This window comes from Ralstonia chuxiongensis (assembly GCF_024158925.1).
Taxonomy (GTDB): Bacteria; Pseudomonadota; Gammaproteobacteria; order Burkholderiales; family Burkholderiaceae; genus Ralstonia; species Ralstonia chuxiongensis.
Window position 1 is genome coordinate 160423 of record NZ_JAMYWC010000003.1, and the last position, 19055, is coordinate 179477.

A 19055-nucleotide genomic window follows, 5' to 3' on the forward strand; every position below is an offset into this window, starting at 1 on the left:
ACCTTCGACTCAGTTCGTTTTCAGCACGAAATTGCGGACCTCGCGCCAACCCATACGGACATTGCGTGACGATGTGGTTGTCGTCGCGCCGCCTGAGCCGCTGGAGCCACTCGAGTTGCCGACGGTCAGTCCTTGTGCGCCAGGCGACAACACGATCTTAGTCTTGGTTTCAATGCCGCCCCCCACCGTGTCGCGGGTCGTGTTGGTGACGGATACGATGATCAGAGTCGGTGCACCCAGCACACCAGTGCTCGACTGGTATCCGGACAGCACGCCTGAGAGCGGCATGCCGTTCATGACGTTCAGCGCGTAGCTTCGGCTGCTGCCGTTGTTGCCACAGCCGTCGCCACCCGTGAGCGTATTGAAGTACACGACACCGTCAGATGTCACCGCAGCGGTGACTTGCTTTTCGGAGTTATCAGGGAAGTCCAGTTTCCACCCCGGCTTGCGGCCCGAAGAATACCCGAGCGCGTAGGCTGGCGAACTCAGGGTGTAAGCCTTCCCGTCGGAGGTTGCCGTTGCCAGCACGGTATTGAGCTGGCTTCGACCGCCGCTGACGTAGTGGCTATTGTTGCCATCTTCGTAGATGCCATAGAAGCTGTTGGTTTGCGACGGCGTGCCAGTGTCAGAGGCTTCGTAGTACTTGCCCGTGCCAAACAGGACCATGTAGCCGCCCGGCGCAAAGACCACGCGTGGTGCCATTGTGATGGGCTGTCGGCGACCGAGACTGTCTGTTGCCGTAAATAGCGGCTTGATAGGCGTGCCCCCATATGGAGGTAGGGCGGAAGCAGCGTTCCATGTGGTGGAGTCGCCGGAGAGCGCGAACTTCCACAGATTGCCTTGCAGGTCTCCAGCATAGGCTTGCATGACGCTGCCATTGGAGGAGGGAACCACGACCGGCGTGGACAGTCCGTTGGCGGTGGTATATGGCGGTGTACCGTTGGGTACTGGCGTCGAGATCTTGTAGTAGTTCGTACCGAGCTGCCAGGCAGTCCCGGGCGCCTTGTCCAGTGACAGCAGGAATAGTGCGGCAGGTGCGTTGGCGTTGTAGTTGGTGTCGACCTGATTGGAATTCAGGCCATTGGCCACCATCACGAACCACTTGTAGATGGGCAGCTTGGTGTTGCTGTCATAACCCGTCTTGAGCTTGACAATGAGTGGGCTACCCATGACGTTGCCCATGTCGGCATCGTCCTTGTCGGTGAACTCCCACAGTACACTCGATGTAGAGAAGCCCGTGCCTTTGGACCCAGTCGGATCGGTCACATCCAGGGCGTAGACACCTTGCGCTCCGCCACCAAACCCGCCAGTGAGGACCGATTTCCAGTTGCCGCCTACCTGTGCCTCGCCCACCGTTGGCGTTGCATCGACGTAGAGGCGGTGCGCGTACGATGGCGAGGTCAACTGGGTCAGGTTCGAGAACACCGCGTTCGGCGCGTAGGCGAAGACTTCCTCGCCAGACGAGGCATTGAATCCGTGCATCATGCCGTCGTTGGCGCCCACGTACACCATCTGGGTACGACCGTTGTACTTGCTGTAGAACGTCGAGTACCCGTTGTCGACGATCGACGAAGACGGATTGCCTACGTAGACAGGTGCAGAGCCGATGATGTCGCCGAGCACGCTTGATCGCGCGCGGAAGGCCCCGGTGTTCGTAGTCAGGTTTTGTTCATTACTTTGATCACCTCGCAGATACGCCAGGCGCAACTGGCCATTGCTGTCCGTTGATCCCGAATCCGGATTGGTGTTTAGGAGAGCCTGCTGAGACTTGGAAATACCGGTCCACGTCAGCGGAGCCCCGGCCAACGCATCTGAGTTCAGTGTGTAGACAGCCCGGTTGGCCGGGCCGCCGGACTTCTGCATGGCGGTCGTGAGAAGCGCGCCGGCCTCCCACGTCGGCGTGGTGGCGACAGTGACGTTGGTGCCGCTCAGCGTCAGTGCAAAGGCCGCCAAGCGGCCGTTCCACTTCTGATCGAAACCGGGTGTGTAGACATAGGTGCCACCACTGGTGTTCACGGTAATGCGGCCGCTTGATAGCGCAACCCCGGACAGCGTGCCGCCGTAGGACGTGATCTGTGTGAAGATTTTCTTGATGGCCGCGATCATGGTGTCGGGCTGGCCACCCAGGAACCAGTTGTAAGGGACGTTCGAGCCAGCAGGCGAGGCTTCCCACTCAGTGTTGTTGGCGACGACGGTGGTGCCATCGGGGCCAAACGTCTTGAACGGGTTGCCGTCGTTGTTTGTGTCGTTGAAACCGCCGTACTTGGCTGCCAGGAAGAATTGGCTTTGGCGCTGTGTTTGGCCGACTGTGCCATTACCGTTCTCGTTGACGTCGATCACGAACGTCGTCACACGGGCATTAGGCATATCTGGCCGGAAACCATACGTGTGCGCCCAATAGGCAACACCCGCAAGGTAGTAGGACGCCCAGTGAGAGGTCGCGTGATCAACGTCGCCCAGGCTCGTAAAGCTGCCGCTCAGCGGATTGCTGTTGCCGGCAGCGGGAGTATTGGTTTCGAGCGCGCCAACCTTGTTCGTCCAGTCACGGACGTTGAAGCCGCTGTAGGTGTCTGCAGGACGCGTGGGGTCGCCCTCGCCGGTCTTGCTGTTGCCGGGAATGTAGTGGTCTTCGTGCGTGTTGATGTCGCCGATCAGGAAGGCATAGTTACGCTGGCAGCTGTTGAGCATCGGATCGTCATCAACCGTCTTGCCCCAGGAGGTGTACACCGGGAAGTTGTCGGCATAGCCGACATTGGGCAGTCCAGCGATGGCTTCTGGTGTCGGGCCGTCCGGGTGGTGCTGCAAATAGCGGATGCTCTCGTAGAACATCTCGCTTACTGGGTCATAGGTCTTGTAGTTGCCCGTTGGATTATCCGTCGGACCGCCCATATAGCCGATGGCTTGGCCCGAAAGCTGCACGCTGGTGCGGCCAAACTTGTTCAGGTAGTTGATGACTCCGCTGTTACCTTCGGCTGCTCCCATCGGATTCACGATGAATTGACCGGTGGTTGGATTGATCTCTGCCTGCGTGTTGGTGATCGAGTTCAGATTGCGGTCCACAGCAGTTGCGCCGATGTACTTCATCGGCGCACGCAAAACGCCGCCGTACCGCTCGTTCTGCACGAGGTTCGGGTTGTTGGTGCTGTCGTTCAGGTAGCCGAATGCGGCAAAGCGCATGCGGTCGGCGTTCAGCTGCATCTGGCCGACCGGTTTGTAGTTGCCGTTGTAGTTCAAGCACAGGTCGGTGCGCGTTGTCGCTTCGTTGGTATCACATACCTGAACTTGTACACGGAACGAACGGCGCTCCGTGAGGTTGCCCTTGCTGTCGAACTGATCGCCATACCCGCCAGGGCCGCTGCAACTGGTGGCGACAGTCTTCCCGTTACTGCTAGGACGGAGGGTGTAATCCTGGTCGGCAAAGAAGATGTGGTTGCCGCAGGACACGACGTACAACGTTGAATAGCTGAAGGGCGTGACCTTGTTCGGGCTACTGCCAGTGCTGCTAGAGCCACCAGTGACGGACTTCACCGGGAAGTACGAGCCATTGCGGAAGAAACTGTCCTGCAGCACGGCGCGCTGTAGAACAGTTTGATTCGGCGTATCGACTACACGATCGCCACCGGTCATCGCCATGCGGAATTCATCGATGGCCGATGAGGCCGCCCAGTTCATGAAGTTGCCCGAGAAGTTGCCTGAGCACTCGAAGTACGAGTTGGCGGCACCGCTGATGACGAAGTAGCCGTTGGTCGCGTCGTAGTTGTAGCACTTGGCGGAGTTGAAGTACCCAAGATAGGTCTTCGACCTGTCATACGCTGCACGATAAGCGGCGCCCGTCGTGGGGAATTCCACCGACAGCGACATCATCAGGTTGGGGTGAACGTTCTGGCTGCGGCCGTACAGCGGTACGGTCGAGATCGATACAGTCGGTACCGTGTTGGCGGCACCCAGCACGGTAAACCAGCTCAGCACAGATAGAGCCAGCAGGCAGCGAATTATGTTTTTCATGTCAGCTCCCCCGGAAGAGCCTGTTTTTCACGTTGTTGTATCGCAGTGGATTTGCAGTGTTGAGGTCAGCTGCTAGGGTCGCTCGAGTCGGACTTGACGTAGTAGCTCTGCAGCATGACTGGTGCGTTATTGTTGGGCCCCCAGCCTACGGCGGTAATGCGGTAGAAGAAGGGACGGTCGGCGCCGCTCGCATCTGCGCCCGTCTTTGCGTAGTTCATTTGCTCGATGATGTAGCGCGGCTTCTGCGCAGGCAGCAGCCCCGAACCGATCGGGAACGTTCTGCCGGTGAAGTCGCCATAGCCGACCGTCTGCACGGTGGGGCCCGTGGCAATCCAGCTGACGGTGTTCCAGATCGGATTGGTGCTATCCCCCGATGCGCACAGGCCGAGTGTGGACGTACTGGATTGGGTTGCCCCAGTATTGCAGCCGCTGGCGGGGAAGCCCGCGGCAGACGTCTGGCTGAAATTGGCGCTGCGGACACCGGCAGTGATGTCGTATTCGGCATCCCGCAATGCCGCTTCAGCCGCCTGCAGGGCAATGTCACGGTCGCGCTGGTTGCGGCTCATGCGCTTGGAGTCCAACGCCAGGCGTGAGCCGCCGAGTGCAAGGACGGTGATGATCAGCAGCATCACTAGCGCGGTGATGAGTGCGAAGCCTTCAGCGCGCTTTGGCTGGGAAGCAATCATCAGATGCATGTCTTGTCACCTTGGTAACAGGTCAGGTAATTGCGCACCTGGATCGTTGCGGAAATCAGCCGTCGGGCAGACGTGAGATTCCTCGTGGGCGTAAACGTGCCATCTGTGTTGGTGTATCCGCTGCCGAACAATGTAAATGTTGGAGTGCCGGCCGATGGGTCCGCGCTAACGTTGTCGGCGCGGATCACCATGGCGACTTTTACGGCATACACATTCAGCCAGTCGGTAGGACTCATGTCTGCAGCGCGCTTGTAGACATCAGGCACGGTGTCGTTTGTCGAGACGCCGTATAAGAACTGCAGCGCTTCCACGCCCGGCACCAACTGCTGCGTCGCGAACGTTGTGCCTTCAACTCCATTGCTATCGCGTGGCCGGAACATGCAGGCCAGATATGGCACACCGGTTGTTGCGTCGGTTTGGATATAGAAGATGGACAGTCCGCGCTGGCTGGAAGCCAAACTAGGGTCGCTGTAGGAGGCGACCCCTTGGCCCGAGCAGTCGACCATGGAGTTGTCGGGAATCGCCTGGTTGGCATCGGTGCCTGAGCCGAAGAAGCGCACCTCGATCGCGTCGTTGCCATTCGCCGTAGGGGTACTGCCGCACGTCGTCAACGAGTCGCCGCCGACGGGATTGCTACAACCGTCCAGCCCCGAGATCATTGGCGGGTCGGTCGTGTAGAGCTGCATCATGCCGCCGCTGGCGGAGTTCAGAGGGGTGAAGCCCGCCTGACGCAGCGCACGGGTAACGACGCCAAGCGCGAACTGGCCGCGCTCTTCAAGGTTGGAGCTGTCGTCGATGGTGGTATAGGTCGACCGCGTCATCAGATAGAACGACACGGTTGCTATGAGCACCAGCAGTGCGATGATCAGCGCGACCATCAACTCGACCAATGTGAAGCCGCGCGCCTCACGCACCAAAGGTTTGTGCCGACGCATCAGTTACCTCCGGTGTCGACGACGATCATGGCTTGCGGCAAGGCTTGCACGCTGCTCCCAGTTGGGACGGAGGTGTCGGCAAGCACAGAGCTTGCCGCTACGCCGGTACCTTGGTCGGCGCTGGAGAAACGTGATACCCAGCCAATCTTCACCACCAGCGGGTCAGTGGTCTTGCCGGTGCAAGCCCACGAAAAGCCGCCGGTTAAGTTGTACGCCGGGTTGTCATAGCAGATCACGCCGCGCCCGCCCGGTAGCGAAGCTTTGACAGCGTTCATCCATTCGGAAAGGTCGAAATTCACGGTGGCAGCGCTGCACGTTGCACTGGAGCCCGAACAGCCGGTCGAACTACCGCTCTGATAGAAGTTGGTGCTTACGGTGATGCTGCTGGCGCTGCTCGTGTCGAAGACGTAGGACGACATGGCGCCGCTATTGGCGCGAATCCGGTCTGCAACATTGGCAGCGAGCTGCTGCGCAAGGGTGTCATACGCCCCCTGCTGCGTGAACCGATACGACTTGATTAAAAGATTGGCGACACTCAGCACGCCGACGGCCAAAATCAGCACGGCGATCAATGCTTCGAGCATGGTGAAGCCAAGCGCTTTCCCCGGCAAAGCGTGGCGCATGGTGACTCCCGCGAATTGTTCCGACCAACTATTTTTTTAATGCTTCTTTCGTCACTTATCCGGGCATGGTACGCCAAGATTGTGACAAAGTGCTACTTCTTTGCTTTGACAGCGGATTTAACCGAAATTTTGGTCGGAACGCTAGCCGGAGCAGCGGGGGAAAACAGTGTCTATTGGCGGAATTCGTCGAGCATGTCGCGAAATTCCGACACATCCTCAAAACTCCGATACACCGACGCAAACCGGATGTACCCGATCTTGTCCAGCCGCTTGAGTTCGCGCATCACGAGCTCGCCCACGCGGTCGCTGCCGATTTCCTTCTCGCCGTGGCTGAGCAGTTTTTCTTCGATGCGGGCGATGGCTTCGTCGATGGCTTCAGCGGAAACGGGGCGCTTGCGCAGCGCCAAGCGCATGGAGTCTTTGACCTTGTTGCGGTCGTAGTCGACGCGGCTGCCGTTCTTTTTGACGACGGCGGGGAAGAACAGCTCGATGCGTTCGTAGGTCGTGAAGCGGCGGTCGCAGGATTCGCAGCGACGGCGGCGGCGCACGGTATCGCCTTCCTCCGACATGCGGGTATCAATCACCTGGGTGGCCGCGTGGCCGCAAAAGGGGCATTTCATGCCGGTGGTCTCCTCGGCAACCTCAAAGAACGCACTGCGCTAAAAGAACAACGCCGCGATGGCCCGGGCGGGCGCATCGCGGCAGGGTACTACGTGGCCGGAAGATCCGGCCATCGGCGGATGCCTTAGGCGTAGACCGGGAACCGCTTGGTCAGCTCAGCCACCTTGGCGCGCACGGCGGCGATGTTTGCTTCGTCGTGCGGGTTGTCCAGCACATCGGCGATCAGGTGCGCGACCGTCACGGCCTCGGCTTCCTTGAAGCCACGCGTGGTCATTGCGGGCGAACCCAGGCGCACACCCGACGTCACAAACGGCTTCTCCGGGTCGTTCGGAATCGCGTTCTTGTTGACGGTGATGTGTGCATCACCCAGCACCTTTTCGGCTTCCTTGCCGGTGATCTTCTTGGCGCGCAGATCGACCAGCATCACGTGGCTTTCGGTGCGGCCCGACACGATGCGCAGGCCACGGGCCATCAGCGTTTCAGCCATGGCAGCAGCGTTCTTCACGACCTGTTGCTGATAAGCCTTGAACTCCGGTGACAGGGCTTCCTTGAACGCCACTGCCTTGCCGGCGATCACGTGCATCAGCGGGCCGCCTTGGATACCCGGGAAGATCGCCGAGTTGATGGCCTTCTCGTGCTCGGCCTTCATCAGGATCACGCCGCCGCGCGGGCCGCGCAGGCTCTTGTGCGTGGTCGTCGTCACAAAGTCAGCGTGCGGCACGGGGTTGGGGTACACGCCTGCGGCGATCAAGCCGGCGTAGTGCGCCATGTCCACCATGAAGTACGCGCCGATCGACTTGGCGATCTTGCCGATGCGCTCGAAATCGATGCGCAGCGCAAATGCCGATGCGCCGGCGATGATCAGCTTCGGCTTTTTCTCTTGCGCCAGGGCCTCGAGCGCTTCGTAGTCGATGTCTTCCTGCGCGTTGAGGCCGTAGCTCACAACGTTGAACCACTTGCCGCTCATGTTGAGCGCCATGCCGTGCGTCAGATGGCCGCCTTCGGCCAGGCTCATGCCCATGATCGTGTCGCCCGGCTTGAGCACGGCGAAGAACACGCCCTGGTTGGCCTGCGAGCCCGAGTTCGGCTGCACGTTGGCGGCTTCCGCGCCAAAGAGCTGCTTCACGCGGTCGATGGCGAGCTGTTCCACCACGTCCACATATTCGCAACCGCCGTAGTAACGCTTGCCGGGGTAGCCCTCAGCGTACTTGTTGGTCAGTTGCGAACCCTGCGCTGCCATCACGGCCGGCGAGGTGTAGTTCTCGGAGGCAATCAGCTCGATGTGGTCTTCCTGACGCTGATTTTCCTTCTGGATGGCGGCAAAGATTTCAGGATCGATCTGGTCGATCGTATAGCGGCTGCGTTCGAACATGGCGAGTGTCTGGTCTGAAACAAAACGGAAATGGCGGAGATCGGGCGAGGCGTGGGGAAACATGCGCGCGGCTTGAACAACTGCGCCCGGTGTTGGCCGATTGCAGCGGGTGTCCAAGTCACCCTGTGCTTCCCATTCGCTGCCCAGGCGAGCGGCAGGCGCCGTTGTGCATGACGCCAGAAACCTTGCGCTTCCTCGTGGTCGCTGCCCACATGTCGAAGCTGCTGAAGCAGCTTCAGGATTCGCCAGTCGCGCAAGGTGGAATGGTTGCCCGCGAGTGTACGACAGCCCCATGGCCGCCGCAAGAAGCGAGCGTGCAGACACGCACATTGCAGTGCAATGCGGATCAAGGCTTCAGGTAAACTCTGATCTTTCGCTTTCTTAAGGTCCGGAGACACTTCCATGATCGTATTCGTGACCGGCGCAACCGCCGGGTTCGGCGCGGCCATCGCGCGGCGTTTCGTGCGAGAAGGCCATCGTGTAATCGCGGCAGGCCGTCGCCAGGACCGCCTCGACGTGCTCAAGGCTGAATTGGGCGACGCCGTGCTGCCATTCGTGCTGGACGTGCTGGACGCCGATGCCGTTGCGGCGTTGCCGGGCACGCTGCCTGAGGGCTGGCGCGAAGTCGACGTGCTGGTCAACAACGCGGGCCTGGCCCTGGGCCTCGAACCCGCCCAGCGCGCTGATCTGTCTGATTGGGACCGTATGATCGGCACCAACTGCTCCGGGCTGGTTCATATGACGCGTGCGTTGCTTCCGGCCATGGTCGAGCGCAACCGCGGTCATATCATCAATATCGGCTCCATCGCCGGGACGTACCCGTATCCGGGCGGCAACGTGTATGGCGCGACCAAGGCGTTCGTGCGCCAGTTTTCGCTGAACTTGCGCGCGGACCTGACCGGCACACGCGTACGCGTCTCGAACGTCGAGCCAGGTCTTTGCTCCGGCACAGAGTTTTCCAACGTGCGTTTCAAGGGCGACGATGCCCGCGTGGAGAAGGTCTACGAAGGCACGGAAGCCCTGACGGCCGATGACATCGCCGAGGCCGTCTACTGGATGGCGGCGCTTCCCGCGCACTTCAATGTCAACGCGATGGAGCTGATGCCCGTTTGCCAGTCATTCTCGGCCACCAGCGTGACGCGAGGCATGGCCTGAATCCCAGCGCAAGCCCTCGGCCGGTCGGTGGATGGCTGGCCGTCACTTGCGTCTTGGTAAAATTACCCGATGGCTTCTTTTGACTGGAACCTGCGCGTGTATTGGGAAGATACCGACGCAGGTGGCGTGGTGTTTTACGCCAACTATTTGAAATTTTTCGAGCGCGCCCGCACTGAGTGGCTGCGCGCGCTTGGGGTCGACCAGCAGGCGCTGGCCGACACGACCGGGGCCATTTTCGTGGTGCGTAGCACCGCCGTGGACTACCGCGCGCCAGCACGCCTGGATGACCTGCTGCAGATCCGTTCGCGTATGGAACGGGTCGGCCCCGCGTCGGTCCAATTCGCCCAGGAAGGCTGGCGCGGCGACATTTTGCTCGCATCAGGCACGATTCGTGTTGGATGTGTCGACCGGCTCACTTTCCGGCCGACCCCGATTCCCGCTCCCGTACTCGCAACCATCAAAGCCGCCGCATGAATCCCGTCGAGGTCACACAAGATCTGTCGATCGTCTCGCTGGTGCTGCACGCCAGCCTCCTGGTCCAATTCGTCATGGGCCTGCTGCTGGTGATGTCGCTGTTCTCCTGGACGTACATCTTCCGCAAAGCCTTTGCCCTGCGCGCCGCGCGCAGCCAAACCGAATCGTTCGAGCGCGATTTCTGGGCCGGCGGCGACCTGCAGGCGCTGTATCAGAGCGCCGCCAACAACCGCCACACCACCGGGGCGCTGGAGCGCATCTTTGAAGCCGGCATGCGCGAATACCTCAAGGCGCGCGAGTTGCAGCGCGGCGGCGGCGATCCGAGCGCCATTCTCGATGCTTCCCGCCGTGCCATGCGCGCGGCCTACCAGCGTGAGATGGACTCGCTCGAATCGCACCTGCCGTTCCTGGCATCCGTCGGCTCTGTCAGCCCGTACATCGGCCTGTTCGGTACCGTCTGGGGGATCATGAACGCCTTCCGCGGCCTGTCCAACGTGCAGCAGGCGACGCTGTCGGCGGTGGCGCCCGGTATTGCCGAAGCGCTGGTCGCCACGGCCATCGGCCTGTTTGCGGCCATTCCGGCGGTGATTGCCTACAACCGCTACGCCACCGAGATGGACCGCCTGGCCAACCGCTTCGAGAGCTTCATGGAAGAGTTCTCGAACATCCTCCAGCGCCAGACGCGCTAAGGAGCCGCGCTCATGGCTACCATCCAGCGAACGCGCCGCGCCCGACGGGCCAAGGCCGACATCAACGTCGTTCCGTACATCGACGTGATGTTGGTGCTGCTGGTCATCTTCATGGTGGCGGCGCCCGTGGTGAACCCGGGGGTGGTCAATTTGCCCTCCGTGGCCAACGCCACGCCGCAACAGACCCAGCCGCCCATCGTCGTGACCATCAAGGGTGACGGCACGATCCTTGCTCGCGTCAAAACAGGTTCGGGAGCAATCGAGCAGAAGCTCGCCAACAACAACGAGCTGCGCGCATTTGTGAAGCAGCGCACTGACGAAAACCCCGATCAGCCCGTCGTGATTGCCGCCGACAAGTCGGTGCAATACGACCGCGTGCTGACCGTGATGAGCGTGCTCAAGGCCGATGGCGTGAAGCGCGTCGGCCTGATGGTGAAATCGTCATGAGCACCTTGATGAACCGAGCGTTGACGAACCAAGGCGGGGCAACCTGAACGTCATGACTACGACGTCGTTGCATCGTTATGAGCCTGTGCGCGAGCGCGGTACGCTGCGCGCGTTCGGGCTGGCGGTCCTGACACACGTTCTGCTGATCATCTTTCTGTACTTTGGTGTGCAGTGGCAGAGCAGCACCCCGCGCGGCGAAGAGGCGGAGCTGTGGGACGAAGCGGCGGTTCAGCAGGCCGTACAGCAGGCCGCGCCCGTGCCAGAAGTCAAGCCGGAACCGGTGATCAAGGCGCCGCCGCCCAAGGTGGAAGAGGAAGCCGATATCGCGCTGGAGCAGCAGAAGCGCAAGCGTGAGCAGGAGGCTGCAGCCGCCCGTGAGGCCGAGCTCGCCCGCCGCGCCGCGGAAGACCGTGCCGAAGCGCAGCGTCAGGCCCGTCTGAAGGAAGAGCAACAAGCCCGTCAGGCGGAACTCCAGCGCAAGGCTCTGGCCGAACAGCAGGCCAAGGAAAAGGCAGCCGAGAAGGCTGCCGCGGACGCGGCGCAGGCTCGCAAGAATGCGCAACTGCAAGCCCAGGCGGAAGCAAAAGCCAAGGCGGAAGCCGAAGCGAAGCAGAAGGAATTGAAAGCGAAGGCTGCCGCAGAAGCCAAGGCCAAGGCCGACGCCGAGCGTAAGGCGAATGAATCGCGTGCCAATGCACAACGTCAGGCCCAACTGGATCGGTTGCGCGCGATGGCAGGTGCGGGCGCAACGGGCACGGTGGCGGGCTCCGGCGGCGGTGTCGGCAACGCCCAGGGCACGGGCGGTACAGCGTCGGCAGGGTATGCCGAACGTGTGCGGGCCAAGGTCAAGCCGAACATCCTGTTTGATCCTTCGGCGGTCAATGGCAACCCGTCGGCGGTCGTGTCGGTGCAGATGGCGCCGGATGGTTCGATCTTGTCCAAGCGGCTGACGAAATCGAGCGGCAACGGCGCCTATGACGAGGCTGTCATGCGCGCGGTTGAGCGCTCTGACCCGTTGCCACGCGATACCAATGGCAAAGCGCCGTCGAGCGTCATCCTGACGTTCCGGCCGAAGGAATAACGGGTCGGTGCGCGCGCAGGCGGCGCCGGCCGACGGTACTCAGATTCCGGATTTGATAGTAGGGAAGATGAACATGATGCGAACGATGTGGATCCCGATGTTCCGACGCGCAGCGCAGGCACTGCTGCTGACTGCGGCAAGCGCCGGCGTGGCCCATGCCCAGCTCAACGTGGAGATCTCGGGCGTCGGCGCCAGCCAGTACCCGATCGCGATCGCCAACTTCCAGGGTGAGGCACAGGCCCCGCAAAACCTCTCGGCCATCGTCCGGGCAGACCTGGTGCGCAGCGGCCGATTCTCGAACGTCGATGTTGCCGGTGCGGTGGTGCCGGAAAGCCCGGCACCTGACCTTGGTGCCTGGAAAACCAAGGGCGCAGCAGCATTTGTGGGCGGCACCGTGACCCGCAACGGCGATCGCTACGAAATCCGCTTCCGCCTGTACGACACCGCCAAGGGCGAAAGCCTGGGCGGTCTGTCGCTTACGCGCGGCCCTGGCCAACTGCGCTTGGCCGCACACGAAATTGCCGATTACATCTATCAGAAGTTGATTGGCGAGCGCGGCATTTTTGCGACGCGTCTGTCGTACGTGTCCAAGGTTGGCCGCCGCTTCCAGCTGCAGATTTCCGACTCGGACGGTGCCAACCCGCAGATCGCATTGACGAGCAATGAGCCGATCATCTCGCCGTCGTGGTCGCCGGACGGCACCAAGGTCGCGTATGTGTCGTTTGAGAGCAAGAAGCCGGTGGTGTACGTGCATGACCTGGTGGCGGGCCGCCGCACGGTCATCTCGAACCAGAAGGGCAACAACTCGGCGCCGGCCTGGTCGCCGGACGGCCGCCACGTGGCGGTGTCGCTCTCGCGCGATGGCAATACGCAGGTCTACATGGTCAACGCCGATGGCTCGGGCCTGCGCCGCCTGAGCCGCAGCAGCGCGATCGATACGGAGCCGTCGTTCTCGCCGGATGGCCGCTATATCTATTTCACCAGCGACCGTGGCGGTGCGCCGCAGATCTATCGCATGTCGGTTGATGGCGAAGAGTCGGGCGGTGCGCAACGCGTGACGTTCAAGGGCAATTACAACACGAGCCCGCGTGTGTCGCCGGACGGCAAGCTGCTGGCGTACATCTCACGCGTGGGCGGCGCGTTCCGCCTGTACACGCAGGACTTGTCCAACGGCGATGTGAATGCGCTGACGGATACATCGCACGATGAATCGCCGAGCTTTGCGGCCAACGGCAAGTTCATCCTGTATTCCACGCGCGTTGGCGGCAAATCGGTGTTGGCCGCCGTGTCGACCGATGGCCGTACGCGTCAGGTTCTTTCCCTCCAGGCCGGCGAAGTTCGTGAGCCGGCGTGGGGTCCTTTCATGCAATAACGAAGCTGTTCCACTAGGAGAAATCGGACATGTCGAAGTCCCAAACCATGATCAAACTCGCAGCCATTGCCGCGCTGCTGGCCCTGGGCGCTTGCAGCTCGGGCGTGAAGCTCGATGACACCGCCAAGAACGGTACGGGCGGTGCTGCCGGCACTGGCGCTGATGCCCGCACGGTGACCCCGGTGGACGTGGGCCGTGACGAACTGACCGACCCGAACAGCCCGCTGGCCAAGCGCAGCATCTACTTCGATTTCGACAGCTACTCGGTCAAGCCGGAGTACCAAGGCCTGCTGGGTCAGCACTCGCGTTACCTCCAGTCGCACAACCAGCGTAAGGTCCTGATCCAGGGCAACACCGACGAGCGCGGCACCAGCGAATACAACCTCGCACTGGGTCAGAAGCGTGCCGAGGCCGTGCGTCGCGCCCTGTCGTCGATGGGCGTGCCTGACAGCCAAATGGAAGCCGTTAGCCTGGGTAAGGAAAAGCCGCAAGCGACCGGCCACGACGAAGACTCGTGGGCACAGAACCGCCGCGCCGATATCGTCTATTAATCGGTACGGTTTGAAGTGGAACGCGCCGGCTGCGAGGTTGCGGCCGGCGTTCTTACGTTGGCAATCACATGAATACGATGATGAAACAGCGCGCTTATGGGGCCATGCGTCGGGCCATCCTGATGGCGACGCTCGTCGCGGGTGGCGCCCTCACCATGGCCGGCCCGGCGGCAGCGGGGGTGTTTGACGACGATGAGGCGCGCCGCGCCATCATCGACATGCGCGACAAGTTCAACAACTTCCAGTCGACGGCGGCCCAGCGCATCGATCAGAACAGCAAGAACCTGATCGACGCACAAAACCAGATTGAAACGCTCAAATCGGAAGTGGCGCGCTTGCGCGGGCAGAACGAAGTGCTGCAGAACAGCGTCGATACGCTGACCAAGCAGCAGAAGGATTACTACTCTGATCTGGACGCGCGCCTGAAGAAGTTCGAGCCGCAGCAAGCGACGGTGGACGGCCGCGAAGGCATGGTCCAGCCGAACGAGAAGCCGGAATACGACGCTGCGCTCAAGGCATTCCAGGGTGGCGACTTCAAGGGCGCGGGCAACCAGTTCTCGGCGTTCGTGAAGAAGTATCCGCAAAGCCCGTATCTGCCGCTGGCGCAGTTCTGGCTGGGCAACGCGCTCTATGCGCAGCGCGACTACAAGGGTTCGAGCTACGTGCTGGAGAACATGGCGCGCAGCAATCCGCAGCATCCGAAGGCGCCCGATGCGCTGTTGCAGGTGGCGACCAACCAGGGCGAGTCGGGCCAGAAGGCGGCCGCACGCAAGACGCTGGAATCGGTGGTCTCGCAGTATCCCGGTACCGAGCAGGCCAAGACCGCGCAAAGCCGTCTGAAGACGATGCGCTGATTGGCAAGCCGCCCGGTATGTAAACAAACGCCCGCCCGTGGCTGCACCGGCGGGCGTTTTTCATGGTGGGGCACCGAATGGCGGGAATATGCCGGGCCGGGCGCGGGCAGGGCGGCGGCACGCTAAAATGCGGGCCTTCCCGATTTGCTTTGCAAGGCTTCGCCCATGAAAAAACGCGCCATCGTCCTGCTCTCCGGCGGGCTGGACTCTGCCACCGTGCTCGCCATGGCCAATGCCGATGGCTTTGAGACTTACGCGCTGTCGATGCGCTACGGCCAGCGCCATTCGTCTGAGCTGGAAGCGGCCAAGAAAGTGGCGGCGACGCTGGGCGCAGTGCGCCATGAAATCGTCGATCTGGACTTGCGCAAGTTCGGTGGTTCCGCATTGACGGACGATGCGCTCGATGTGCCGACCGACGGTGCGCAATCGGGCATCCCGATCACGTATGTGCCGGCGCGCAACACGATCATGCTGTCGCTGGCGCTTGGCTGGGCCGAGGCGGTTGGCGCACGTGATCTATTCTTTGGCGCGAATGCGGTGGACTACTCCGGCTATCCGGATTGCCGTCCCGAATACGTTGCCGCCTATGAAGCGCTGGCCAACCTGGCGACGAAGGCCGGCGTGGAAGGCGAGCGCATCCGCGTGAACGCACCCATCATCAACATGACCAAGGCGGAGATCATCCAGACCGGCGTGCGGCTGGGCGTGGACTACGGCCTGACCGTGTCGTGCTACAAGGCCGACGACGACGGCCGCGCGTGCGGTGTGTGCGATTCGTGCCGCATTCGCAAGGCCGGGTTTGAAGCCGCCGGCGTGCCCGACCCCACCCGCTACATCTGACGCACCATGCCCGATATCGACCTCAACGCGTTGTCTCACACGGTGCTGTGGGCCACGTTTGCGCTTACGTTCGTGTTTGGCGCGATCCTCCAGCGCACGCACTTCTGCACGATGGGTGCGGTGTCCGACGTCGTCAACATCGGCGACTGGAACCGGTTGCGCATGTGGGCGCTGGCCATCGGCGTGGCCATGATCGGCACGGGGTGCCTGAGCTGGCTTGGCCTGATCGATACAAGCAAGACGATCTACACGGCGAGCAAGCTGCTGTGGCTGTCGTCGCTAGTGGGCGGTCTGCTTTTCGGTTTCGGCATGGTGCTGGGCTCGGGCTGCGGCAGCAAGACGCTGGTGCGCATTGGCGGTGGCAATCTGAAGTCGGTCGTCGTGTTTGTGTTTCTGGGGCTGGCGGCGTACATGACGCTCAAGGGCGTGTTTGGCGTGGTGCGTGTGGCAACGGTGGACAGCGTGGCCATTACGTTGCCGACGTCGCAGGATCTACCGAGCGTGCTGGGCCACGCGTTCTTCGCCGATGCGCGCATGCTGCGCCTGGTGCTGGCGCTGGTGATTGGCGGGGCGCTGTCGCTGTGGGCGCTGCTCGCGCGCGATTTCCGCACGGGTGACAACCTGCTCGGAGGCATCGGCGTCGGGCTCATCATCGTCGGCATGTGGTACGTCTCGGGGCATCTCGGCTACGTGCAGGAAGATCCGAACACGCTGCAGGAAGCGTTTGTGGCGACCAACAGCGGCCGCATGGAAGCGCTGAGCTTCGTGGCGCCGGTGTCGTACACGCTGGAGTGGCTGATGTTCTTCAGCGATACGTCGAAGGTGCTTACGGTCGGCATCGTGAGCGTGCTGGGCGTGATTGCTGGCTCGGCGGTGGTGGCACTGGCCACGCGCTCGTTCCGCTGGGAAGGTTTTGCCAATGCCGAGGACACGGGCAACCACATCATTGGCGGCATCCTGATGGGCATTGGTGGCGTCACGGCGCTGGGTTGCACGATCGGGCAGGGGCTGTCGGGCGTGTCGACGCTGGCAATCGGCTCGTTCATCGCGCTGGCCGGTATTGTGATCGGCGCGGTGCTGGCGTTCCGCTACCAGATGTGGCGGATGGAGCGTCTGGCTTGATCTGACGGGCGTTGACAGAATCGCCGATATCTTCCTATAATCGCGGTCTTTGGGGTCTTTAGCTCAGTCGGTAGAGCAGTAGACTTTTAATCTATTGGTCGCGGGTTCGAATCCCGCAGGACCCACCAAAATTCGAAGGGCTGACAGGCAACTGTCGGCCCTTTTTGTTTGGCTGTCCTTCCGGACAACTTCATCTCCTCGCGCTCTGCGTGGCTGCAGCTTCGACATCGATAGCACGCTGCGCCTTTCCCATAGCGTCATCCCCAGATCGTCGCCGGTCACATGCCCGGCGCGTCGCATTCTGCCGGCGCCGCTAGGGATTTCCTCTATAGCGCTGATAGCTACCAACAACCACCATATCCTCTAATGGAACCGGTTCCATACGGAGAAAAGCGCACAAATGGCAGATATCGTGATCGTGGCGAGCGCGTTCGGCGCCGCCCAGGTGCTGGATCAGGGACATCACGCCTATGTTCCCGTGGCCGCGTCGGTCGGTGCCGCCGGCTTCGAGGTGCGGCGTGAACTGTTGCCGGCGGGGCTCGATGGCGCGGTATCGACAACGCTTCTCGCTGCCTTGGGCCGGCTGATTGCCGCGCATGGCCTCTGGGCGGTCTATTCGACGCCGGCCACGCTGTACACGGACGATGGTGCTCTGGATGCTGCCGCTATCCGCGGCGCGCTGGTCGAAGCGCAAGCCTTGGGCGCGCGCATCGTGAAGTTCCAGCTTGGCGGGTTTGCCGATGATGCGTCGGCAGAGGCGCTGGCCCAATTGCTGCAAGGCTGGCGCCCACGGGTGCTGGTTGAGAACGGTCCGCAGACGGTGGGTGGCTCGCTCGCGCAGTTCCGAGGTTTGTTCGACGCATTGGAAAGCGCGGGTGTGGCCGACATGCTGGGCATGACGTTCGACGTCGGGAACTGGGAGTGGTCGGGCGAAGCGCCGCTGGCGTGTGCGCGGGCCCTGGCCCCGTATGTGGAATACATCCATTGCAAGAGCGTCGCAGGCGAGGGAGCGCGCCGCTTTGCGGTGGCACCAGCGGGCAACGATGCGCGGTTCGCCGCTGTGTTGGCAGCATTGCCGGGCGATGTTCCGCGCGGCATCGAATTTCCGTTCGACGCGGTCGATCTCGCTGTCGATGCGCATCGGCATGTCACGTGGCTCAAGGCCGCCTGACTGTGCCTCGACATCAAAGGAGCTTACGCATGTCACATACGCTGGATGTCATCACCTACGGCGAAGCCATGGCGATGTTCGTGTCGAACGCGCCTGGGCCGCTCGCGCAGGCCACGCAGTTCACCAAGCGGATTGCGGGTGCCGATCTGAACGTGGCCGTTGGCTTGAGCCGCCTCGGTTTTCGCGTCGGCTATGTGAGCCGGGTGGGGCAGGATTCGTTTGGCGAATATGTGCTGGAAACGCTCGCGCGCGAACGGATCGATGCGTCATGTGTGGCGGTGGACCCGCAGTTTCCGACGGGCTTCCAACTGAAGTCGCGGGCTGACGACGGCAGCGACCCGCGTGTCGAGTACTTCCGCAAGGGATCGGCCGCCAGCCGGCTCTCCTGCGCCGACTATGTGGCCGACTATGTGCTTGGTGCTCGCCATCTGCATCTCACAGGTGTGGCCCCCGCGATTTCTGCATCGTCGTGTGAACTTGCGTTTCACCTCGCGAGGGAAATGCGCGCGGCGGGTGGCTCGATCTCGTTCGATCCGAATCTGCGACCCACGCTGTGGCCGTCCGCTGCCGAGATGGCGCGCACGCTGAACGCGCTGGCGGCGCTTTCCGATTGGGTGCTGCCTGGCTTGGCCGAGGGGCAGCAACTGACCGGCTATGACAGCCCGGCGGATATCGCCCGCTTCTATCTCGATCAAGGTGCCCGTGGCGTTGCCATCAAGCTGGGGGCTGCCGGCGCGTACTACCAGACCGCCGACGGTGCAGAAGGCATCGCCGACGGCGTGCGCGTGGAGCGCGTCGTCGATACGGTGGGCGCGGGCGACGGCTTTGCGGTGGGCGTTGTCAGCGCTCTGCTTGAAGGGCAGTCACCCGAGTTGGCAGTTGCGCGCGGCAACCGTATCGGCGCGCTGGCGATCCAGGTGATCGGGGATTCCGAAGGCCTACCGACTCGCGCCGAGCTTGATGTGCTTGAACAAGCGGCCCGCATTGTGTGCGAGCCGGAACCCATTTCCAGCGTGTAACGCAGCGCTTCGACTGCCGCCCCTCGCGG

At 62.0% G+C, this 19055-nt stretch carries 18 protein-coding genes, 1 tRNA gene and 1 riboswitch; of the genes, 13 read left to right on the forward strand and 6 right to left on the reverse strand.

Translation table 11 applies throughout. The features are described from left to right. Positions 1-9 precede the first annotated feature (9 nt). The 6 genes from NKG59_RS09935 to glyA all read right to left on the reverse strand — a co-directional run bounded on the left by NKG59_RS09935 (position 10) and on the right by glyA (position 8251). Complete coding sequence (locus NKG59_RS09935) at positions 10-4005, reverse strand: pilus assembly protein (protein ID WP_253536592.1); 3996 nt, start codon at positions 4003-4005, stop codon at positions 10-12. 65 nt (positions 4006-4070) lie between these two features. Continuing rightward, complete coding sequence (locus NKG59_RS09940; protein ID WP_253536593.1) at positions 4071-4700, reverse strand: pilus assembly PilX family protein; 630 nt, start codon at positions 4698-4700, stop codon at positions 4071-4073. Continuing rightward, complete coding sequence (locus NKG59_RS09945) at positions 4691-5635, reverse strand: PilW family protein (protein ID WP_253536594.1); 945 nt, start codon at positions 5633-5635, stop codon at positions 4691-4693. The genes NKG59_RS09940 and NKG59_RS09945 overlap by 10 nt, the downstream gene beginning before the upstream one ends. Continuing rightward, positions 5635-6258, reverse strand: a complete 624-nt coding sequence (gene pilV / locus NKG59_RS09950; RefSeq protein WP_253536595.1) for a type IV pilus modification protein PilV — start codon at positions 6256-6258, stop codon at positions 5635-5637. The genes NKG59_RS09945 and pilV overlap by 1 nt, the downstream gene beginning before the upstream one ends. A gap of 170 nt (positions 6259-6428) precedes the next feature. After that, positions 6429-6878 carry a transcriptional regulator NrdR gene (nrdR, locus tag NKG59_RS09955; protein WP_027677963.1) on the reverse strand — a complete coding sequence of 150 codons (450 nt, stop codon included), beginning with the start codon at positions 6876-6878 and terminating at the stop codon, positions 6429-6431. A 125-nt stretch (positions 6879-7003) separates the two neighbouring features. Further along, positions 7004-8251: a serine hydroxymethyltransferase gene (glyA, locus tag NKG59_RS09960; protein WP_253536596.1), complete on the reverse strand. Its 1248-nt coding sequence runs from the start codon at positions 8249-8251 to the stop codon at positions 7004-7006. A 134-nt stretch (positions 8252-8385) separates the two neighbouring features. Beyond that, positions 8386-8514: riboswitch (ZMP/ZTP riboswitch) on the reverse strand. A gap of 139 nt (positions 8515-8653) precedes the next feature. Between glyA and ydfG the strand changes: the two genes are divergently transcribed. From ydfG to NKG59_RS10025, 13 genes are all read left to right on the forward strand, one after another. After that, positions 8654-9406: a bifunctional NADP-dependent 3-hydroxy acid dehydrogenase/3-hydroxypropionate dehydrogenase YdfG gene (gene ydfG / locus NKG59_RS09965; RefSeq protein ID WP_045204589.1), complete on the forward strand. Its 753-nt coding sequence runs from the start codon at positions 8654-8656 to the stop codon at positions 9404-9406. A gap of 69 nt (positions 9407-9475) precedes the next feature. Then, the gene (gene ybgC, locus NKG59_RS09970; RefSeq protein WP_253536597.1) at positions 9476-9880 is read left to right on the forward strand and encodes a tol-pal system-associated acyl-CoA thioesterase; all 405 of its coding nucleotides are present in this window, start codon (positions 9476-9478) and stop codon (positions 9878-9880) included. Next, positions 9877-10569, forward strand: coding sequence for a protein TolQ (tolQ, locus tag NKG59_RS09975; protein ID WP_004629517.1), 693 nt, complete (start codon positions 9877-9879; stop codon positions 10567-10569). Before ybgC ends, tolQ begins: the two co-directional genes overlap by 4 nt. A 12-nt stretch (positions 10570-10581) precedes the next feature. After that, positions 10582-11016, forward strand: a complete 435-nt coding sequence (tolR, locus tag NKG59_RS09980) for a protein TolR (protein WP_024976359.1) — start codon at positions 10582-10584, stop codon at positions 11014-11016. A gap of 52 nt (positions 11017-11068) precedes the next feature. Continuing rightward, entirely contained in the window at positions 11069-12097 is a 1029-nt protein-coding gene (gene tolA / locus NKG59_RS09985; RefSeq protein WP_253536598.1) for a cell envelope integrity protein TolA, read from the forward strand. A 67-nt stretch (positions 12098-12164) separates the two neighbouring features. Further along, positions 12165-13469 carry a Tol-Pal system beta propeller repeat protein TolB gene (tolB, locus tag NKG59_RS09990; protein ID WP_024976357.1) on the forward strand — a complete coding sequence of 435 codons (1305 nt, stop codon included), beginning with the start codon at positions 12165-12167 and terminating at the stop codon, positions 13467-13469. Positions 13470-13498: 29 nt separating this feature from the next. After that, complete coding sequence (pal, locus tag NKG59_RS09995) at positions 13499-14020, forward strand: peptidoglycan-associated lipoprotein Pal (protein WP_009238838.1); 522 nt, start codon at positions 13499-13501, stop codon at positions 14018-14020. A gap of 68 nt (positions 14021-14088) precedes the next feature. Then, entirely contained in the window at positions 14089-14874 is a 786-nt protein-coding gene (gene ybgF / locus NKG59_RS10000) for a tol-pal system protein YbgF (protein WP_045204585.1), read from the forward strand. Positions 14875-15039: 165 nt separating this feature from the next. Continuing rightward, a complete protein-coding gene (gene queC, locus NKG59_RS10005) occupies positions 15040-15714 on the forward strand; it encodes a 7-cyano-7-deazaguanine synthase QueC (protein WP_253536599.1) in 675 nt (224 codons plus the stop codon). A 6-nt stretch (positions 15715-15720) separates the two neighbouring features. Further along, positions 15721-16836, forward strand: a complete 1116-nt coding sequence (locus NKG59_RS10010; RefSeq protein ID WP_253536600.1) for a YeeE/YedE family protein — start codon at positions 15721-15723, stop codon at positions 16834-16836. Between the two features lie 52 nt (positions 16837-16888). Then, positions 16889-16964: transfer RNA gene (locus NKG59_RS10015), tRNA-Lys, on the forward strand. Between the two features lie 272 nt (positions 16965-17236). After that, a complete protein-coding gene (locus tag NKG59_RS10020) occupies positions 17237-18007 on the forward strand; it encodes a sugar phosphate isomerase/epimerase family protein (RefSeq protein WP_253536601.1) in 771 nt (256 codons plus the stop codon). Positions 18008-18036: 29 nt separating this feature from the next. Then, a complete protein-coding gene (locus NKG59_RS10025) occupies positions 18037-19026 on the forward strand; it encodes a sugar kinase (protein WP_253536602.1) in 990 nt (329 codons plus the stop codon). Positions 19027-19055 lie beyond the last annotated feature (29 nt).